Source organism: Candidatus Rhabdochlamydia sp. W815, from assembly GCF_018642185.1.
Taxonomy (GTDB): Bacteria; Chlamydiota; Chlamydiia; order Chlamydiales; family Rhabdochlamydiaceae; genus Rhabdochlamydia; species Rhabdochlamydia oedothoracis.
Window position 1 is genome coordinate 1 of the sequence record NZ_JAAVTY010000095.1, and the last position, 5,906, is coordinate 5,906.

The window sequence follows — 5,906 nt, forward strand, 5'->3', positions numbered from 1 at the left end:
TCCGCTGTATCAGTATTTTTAACACTTTGAGCATCAATAATTACAAAGCTTGTTTTCTCTTTCCGACCACTGCTTTTTCTGACCTCGCCAACCCATTTTTTTTAAAACTATTTCAAGAATACTCTTAGAATTTTTATCATCTTTTTTATTCCAAAGAGGGAAATAATAATAACATCATTCCCATTTAGGATATTCTATGGGTAACATACGCCACTGGCAACCACTTTTTAAAATGTACAAAATTCCACAAAAAATATCATATATAGTTATTTAAAATTTTATTGATAAAGTTGTATATTTTTCTCCAACAAAATATATGGAGGTAGAGAAATGCCTAAACCTTATTCAATGGATCTAAGAAAACGAGTGCTTCAATTAGATGGATTTTGCTAAATTGTTTACGAGAAATATCGCTTGGATAAGAGCGGGTCATAACTACCTCCAACGGTTTTATGAAAACTATCATTATGCCTTAATGAGAAGATTTTAAACAGGCTCTTAATTCTTCATAAGCTCTCCGAGCCGATATTTTGCTTGCAAAATAAAAGGCGTTTTTTAACATATTGGACAGCAAAGTTTAAGGAGTAACTCCTTCTTTGTGTGCAATTATGGCATGTCTATTTAACTTAAATTCTCGATCATATTTTTTTTGATTGCTCATAAGAACCTCTTTAATAAATTTGTTTTAATTTATTCGGGTTTTTCATGTCTAATTTATTGTAGCAAGATCATTCTAGGAATGTAGGATATAAGATTTAAAACTTGCTTGGGATCTATGAAGACCTTCTAGACATTTAAGCCTCTTATAAACTAGGATAGACCATATTTTAATCTAATCGGACATCTTAAATGCCTAAAGTTCCCAGCTCTGAGTTATTAATCGGCGCTCATACCTCAGCTCAAGGTGGAGCTCAAAATGCTATTTGGATGGGACAGGAAATCGGTGCTAATACCGTACAATTTTTTACCAGCAATCAAAAACGCTGGTCTGGTAAAGAGATTACCCAAGAACAAGCAGAGCTTTTTCAAGAGGCCGTAAGGGTAACTGGACTTTGCCAGTTGATGAGTCACGATAGTTACTTGATTAATTTAGGCTCTTCTAATCCATCTGTTTTACATAAAAGCCAGAAGGCTTTTGAAAAAGAATTAATCCGCTGTCAAAAACTGGGGATTTCTTTTTTAAACTTTCATCCTGGTGCTGCTGTAGGAGCAACAGAAGAGCAATGTCTAAACAATATTGTAGATAGCTTAGAACAATTCGAGGAGCTTATCTCCCATGGAGCTACTCGTCTTTTACTTGAGACAACCGCAGGCCAAGGAACTACGGTAGGATACTGCTTTGAACATTTAGCCTACCTAATTGAAAAACTCTATAGGAAAATCCCTGTCGGTATATGCATAGATACCTGTCATATCTTTGCAGCGGGTTATGATATCCGCACAGAAGCTGGTTGGGAGAAGACATTAAAAGACTTTGAAAGAATTGTCGGAATGAAGCACCTATACGCTTTTCATCTCAATGACTCGCTAAAACCTTTAGGATCTCTTCGAGATAGACATGCTCCTTTGGGTAAAGGGGAAATTGGTATGGAGTGTTTCAAAGTGCTGATGAAAAACCCTAAAACTCGCCGTCTTCCTAAATATTTAGAAACCCCCGATGGCCCCCCTCTTTGGAAAAAAGAGATCGCCATGTTAAGAGAGTTTGCAGACTTATGAAACATAATAAAATTCGATCGATTCAATCCTCTCAAATAGGAAATGTGATTACCGTATGTGGGTGGATTCGCACAATTAGAGCACAAAAAAGCTTTAGCTTCATTGAAATAAATGATGGCTCTACGCTTTCTTCTCTGCAAATTGTGGCAGATGTTTCACTCCCCCTTTATGAGGATCTCTTAAAAAAGCTTTCTACAGGAGCTTCTATTTCAGTAACAGGCGAATTAGTAGAGAGTTTAGGGAAAGGACAACGCTGGGAATTAAAAGCTCATGCCATGCACCTTTTTGGTACTTGTCCTGAAGATTACCCTCTGCAAAAAAAACGACACTCCTTTGAATTTTTACGCTCTCTTGCTCATTTACGTCCACGTACAAATACACAAGGAGCCATTGCCAGAATACGTAATGCTCTCTCTATTGCAACCCATCTATTTTTTCAACAAAGAGGGTTTTTATATCTACACACACCCATCATCACCGCCTCTGATTGCGAAGGAGCGGGTAAACAATTTCTAGTCACCACACTAGATATCAATAAACCACCAAGGCACTCTGATGGTAATGTGAATTTTACAGAGGATTTTTTTCATAAACCCGCTTATCTTACTGTCTCAGGACAACTGAATGCAGAAACATTTGCCTGCGCTTTTTCTGATGTGTACACGTTTGGACCTACATTTCGTGCAGAGAATTCTAACACCTCTCGCCATTTAGCTGAGTTCTGGATGATTGAACCGGAAATGGCTTTTGCTGACCTCGATGATAATCGTGAATGCGCAGAAGCTTATTTGCGGTTTCTCCTTCGATATGTTTTAGATAACTGCCAAGAGGACTTAGCCTTTTTTGAGAGGTTTATAGAAAAAGGATTATTGAATCGTCTGCAACAGGTAGCTGAAACAGAATTTGCTCACCTAACCTACACCCAAGCTATTGCTATTTTACAAAAATCAGAACAAAGCTTTGCATTTCCTGTAGAGTGGGGTATTGATCTACAATCAGAGCATGAGCGCTATTTAGCAGAAACATACTGTAAAAAGCCCCTGGTCTTAACCGATTATCCGGAGAAAATCAAAGCTTTTTATATGCGGGAAAATTCTGATGGGAAAACAGTAGCTGCTATGGACGTCTTAGTGCCAAAAATTGGAGAAATCATGGGAGGAGCTCAAAGAGAAGAGCGTCTAGATGTGCTAGAGAAAAAACTACGCTTATTTGGTTTACATCCAGAAGATTATTGGTGGTATATGCAACTACGTAGCTATGGAACTGTTCCACACGCAGGCTTTGGTTTAGGGTTTGAGCGTCTGGTATTGTTTGTCACCGGAATGGAGAACATCCGCGATGTGATTCCTTTTCCTAGATTTCCTGGTCATGCAGAGTTTTAAAGACCTATGTGGTAGCGCTTGGTCTGAGCCGTAACTGCAGCCCCAAGCCCAAATACCATTGCAGCTAAGGAAAAGATCTTACCTACTCCTGGAATAGAACTTATGATCAAATAGGCAATTAAACCCACGACAAAAGCAGCTAATCGATGTATTGTCCATTTGATTTTACTAGATAGCCAATCCGATCCCCAGAAAATAAAGTATACTTTAGCCGTATAAAATCCTACGATGTTTAAAGCAATCAGAGTTAGAGCAAATGGCACCCCTAAAACAGTCATTAATAGCAATAAACAACAAAGCGGCAAAACAATCAAGGTAATCAGTCCTGTGCTTAAAGAACGCCACGGCTGCCCTCTTAAAGAGAGAAGAGCCGACTGCAAGTTCCTAGGAAAAAGCCTCAATAATAAGTAAGCAATCGCAAGGCTGTAGAGGAAATTCATGGAAAGAGTGAGTAGCTTAGAGCCCACTAATATCTTTTGGATCCATGTGCCTTTTACCAAATTGCGCACAAAAGAAGGATGTTGGGTAATAGTTCCTATTACATTAGCGCCCTGATCAATCCATGCATCTGAGTTGCTTCGATAGTCTACATCTCCGTTAATATGCGCCTGCGAAGTAAGTCTCATTAAACCTACAACCGCATGTAGGTCCTGTCCAATAGTTGAGGATACACGTAAATGAGAAGCTACAACGGTTACCTCTGACCCGATACGGGCTGCTAAATCGGCATTCCCAGCTGTTATTACAACATTTTTTCCAACAGATGATTGTTTAAGTAGCTGAACATTGCCTCCAACAGCTGTAATATTGTGTCCAATCTCTCCGCTTAATAAAACCTGGCCTGCTAATAACCGTGCATTATTTGCCACTTTTCCTGAAATATCTACACTTCCCGCACAGCAAATGAGATCTCCATTTATCACCCCATCAACAACCACTTGCCCAGCAATTAGGTATACATCTCCATTGACTATTCCTGAAATCTCTACACTATCTCCTGAAGCAAAATAGTCTCCTTCATAGACTACATGAGATGGGATCATAATTATGCTATGATCTTCTATTTCTTTGGGTTTCTTAGCAGAACAGAGGAAAACAGGAACCAATAATAAAAATAGAATTATACGACGCATTCATAGCCTCTTTTGCTACTTTGAAATACCGCTAAATAGCGCTGAACCGATTGAAATAACATAGTTTCTGCTTCTTGAATCTGAAGAACATTTTTTTGTTGCTTTGTTTTAATGATCGCATTGATCTGCTCTATATTTAACAAGCTCACACTAAAATGACGAGAAAGAAATGGATCTACCGCTCTGGGCATGCTTAAATCTACGATTAAACGCGTCTTAGCGTCGACAAACTGATGAGCATGCAAGATAGGTTGATTTGTATAAGTTCCACAAACCACCATCGGAAATTGAGAACTTAATTCGATTTGGGAAAAATCCAGTAGCAAGACATCTTCTTTTTTACTCCATTCAAGAGCAGCTTGTCTATTGCGCGTACACAAAAACAACTGCTTCATACCTTTGGATTGAAAATAGCTAATAATCTTACGGTTGATCTCTGAAAATCCAATGAACAAAATAGCAGATGTGTGTAGTTTAAAATACTTTGCTAATAAAAATAGTTCCTTATCAATCCCTATATTTTTTTCTACAAAGAGAAATTGTGTGCGAATGGTTTTACCCAATCGTAAAGCTTTTTGAAATAGAAAATGCAAATCATGAGGCAATTTTTTTCTAGCTGCAAATTGATAGGCTTCTTTTACCTGTCGTTGGATTTCTGACTCTCCAAGAATAACGCTATCTAGCCCCGCTGTTACTCTTGCTAAATGCAAAAAACAATCCAAGCCAAAATATGCATAAAGTTTATGCTCTACGTTAAAAGAGAGCTCTGAGCGCAGAGCATTTAATAATAAACTATGCGCTTCTGCTAGGTCCTCTGCGCTGAAATAAATCTCCATGCGACTACAAGTAGCAAGCAAAACCCACCCGCTACCTTGTAAGAGTGCTTTGCTCACTCGATAAGCAGCTATAATTTGTTCTCGACAGCTAATCTCAGCAGATTTATGACTAATCCCTAACACTCCGACGTGCATACACAACCAACATATAAGGAAATGGTTGTTATACATTGACATCGAAATTTAAAGCCACTTATTCTGCTAAGCACCTAACAATCTCATCGTAACAATAACCACGTCTTAGACATTTTGTAATAAGTCGTTGTCTTTGCTTAGGGTTCAAAAGATGAGTTGGCTGATTTTTTTTCTGTAATAAACGTTTGAGGTCTTCAAATTGGCTTTTTTCTGTTTCTAGAATGATCTGTTGTAAAATAGAGCGGTTAATTCCCACTTTGCAATACAGTTTATGCCAAATAGCTTTTGAACCAAATCCCCTAAGCCGTGCTCCTTCTACTAACTGCCTGATCAGTTTTTGGTCGTCTAAAAACCCTTGCTCAATACAAAGGTTTATTACTTTATCAATACCTTCTTGAGAAAACCGTTTATGGATAAGTTTCAAACGCAACTCTTCTACAAAAAAAGAGCGTCTAGCTAGATACAAAAACGCCTGTTTTTTTACATGATCTTCTTCCGAATAAGACATTTATTTGCCTTTTAACATCCTATAGCCTATTCCCAGATATATATTTGACCGATCTAAAGCGTTTGTGATAGTGCCCAAAAAACGGAAAAAAGCAATTCTTTTTAATAGGCCCTTTCAACCTTGAAGTGCACAAAAAAGAACATATAAATACTTGAAAAAACATCTATTGTGCACCCGAGCATAGCATGTTTGTAGA

At 38.0% G+C, this 5,906-nt stretch carries 6 protein-coding genes and 1 pseudogene; 2 read left to right on the forward strand and 5 right to left on the reverse strand.

Annotation, left to right across the window (positions count from 1 at the left end):
* A pseudogene (locus RHOW815_RS08635) lies at positions 1-270 on the reverse strand (transposase); the annotation flags it as partial.
* Positions 271-334: 64 nt separating this feature from the next.
* Complete coding sequence (locus RHOW815_RS08870; RefSeq protein WP_256439923.1) at positions 335-466, reverse strand: hypothetical protein; 132 nt, start codon at positions 464-466, stop codon at positions 335-337.
* 383 nt (positions 467-849) lie between these two features.
* Between RHOW815_RS08870 and RHOW815_RS06435 the strand changes: the two genes are divergently transcribed.
* The gene (locus tag RHOW815_RS06435) at positions 850-1,716 is read left to right on the forward strand and encodes a deoxyribonuclease IV (RefSeq protein WP_215217502.1); all 867 of its coding nucleotides are present in this window, start codon (positions 850-852) and stop codon (positions 1,714-1,716) included.
* Positions 1,713-3,098: an asparagine--tRNA ligase gene (asnS, locus tag RHOW815_RS06440; RefSeq protein ID WP_215217503.1), complete on the forward strand. Its 1,386-nt coding sequence runs from the start codon at positions 1,713-1,715 to the stop codon at positions 3,096-3,098. The genes RHOW815_RS06435 and asnS overlap by 4 nt, the downstream gene beginning before the upstream one ends.
* Here asnS and RHOW815_RS06445 read toward each other — a convergent pair.
* The 3 genes from RHOW815_RS06445 to RHOW815_RS06455 are packed head-to-tail and all read right to left on the reverse strand — an operon-like array spanning position 3,095 to position 5,710.
* Positions 3,095-4,231, reverse strand: coding sequence for a DUF8173 domain-containing protein (locus RHOW815_RS06445; protein WP_215217504.1), 1,137 nt, complete (start codon positions 4,229-4,231; stop codon positions 3,095-3,097). The genes asnS and RHOW815_RS06445 overlap by 4 nt on opposite strands.
* Positions 4,219-5,202 carry a Rossmann-fold NAD(P)-binding domain-containing protein gene (locus RHOW815_RS06450; protein ID WP_215217505.1) on the reverse strand — a complete coding sequence of 328 codons (984 nt, stop codon included), beginning with the start codon at positions 5,200-5,202 and terminating at the stop codon, positions 4,219-4,221. The genes RHOW815_RS06445 and RHOW815_RS06450 overlap by 13 nt, the downstream gene beginning before the upstream one ends.
* Positions 5,203-5,260: 58 nt before the next feature.
* On the reverse strand, positions 5,261-5,710 hold the full coding sequence (locus RHOW815_RS06455) for a regulatory protein RecX (RefSeq protein WP_215217506.1): 450 nt from the start codon (positions 5,708-5,710) through the stop codon (positions 5,261-5,263).
* Between the last annotated feature and the right edge of the window lie 196 nt (positions 5,711-5,906).

Excerpts from the sequence above, each read along its gene's own strand:
- asnS (WP_215217503.1), top strand. The coding sequence starts at position 1,713 with ATGAAACATAATAAAATTCGATCGATTCAATCCTCTCAAATAGGAAAT.
- RHOW815_RS06455 (WP_215217506.1), bottom strand. The coding sequence starts at position 5,710 with ATGTCTTATTCGGAAGAAGATCATGTAAAAAAACAGGCGTTTTTGTAT.
- RHOW815_RS06445 (WP_215217504.1), bottom strand. The coding sequence starts at position 4,231 with ATGCGTCGTATAATTCTATTTTTATTATTGGTTCCTGTTTTCCTCTGT.
- RHOW815_RS06435 (WP_215217502.1), top strand. The coding sequence starts at position 850 with ATGCCTAAAGTTCCCAGCTCTGAGTTATTAATCGGCGCTCATACCTCA.
- RHOW815_RS06450 (WP_215217505.1), bottom strand. The coding sequence starts at position 5,202 with ATGCACGTCGGAGTGTTAGGGATTAGTCATAAATCTGCTGAGATTAGC.
- RHOW815_RS08870 (WP_256439923.1), bottom strand. The coding sequence starts at position 466 with ATGATAGTTTTCATAAAACCGTTGGAGGTAGTTATGACCCGCTCTTAT.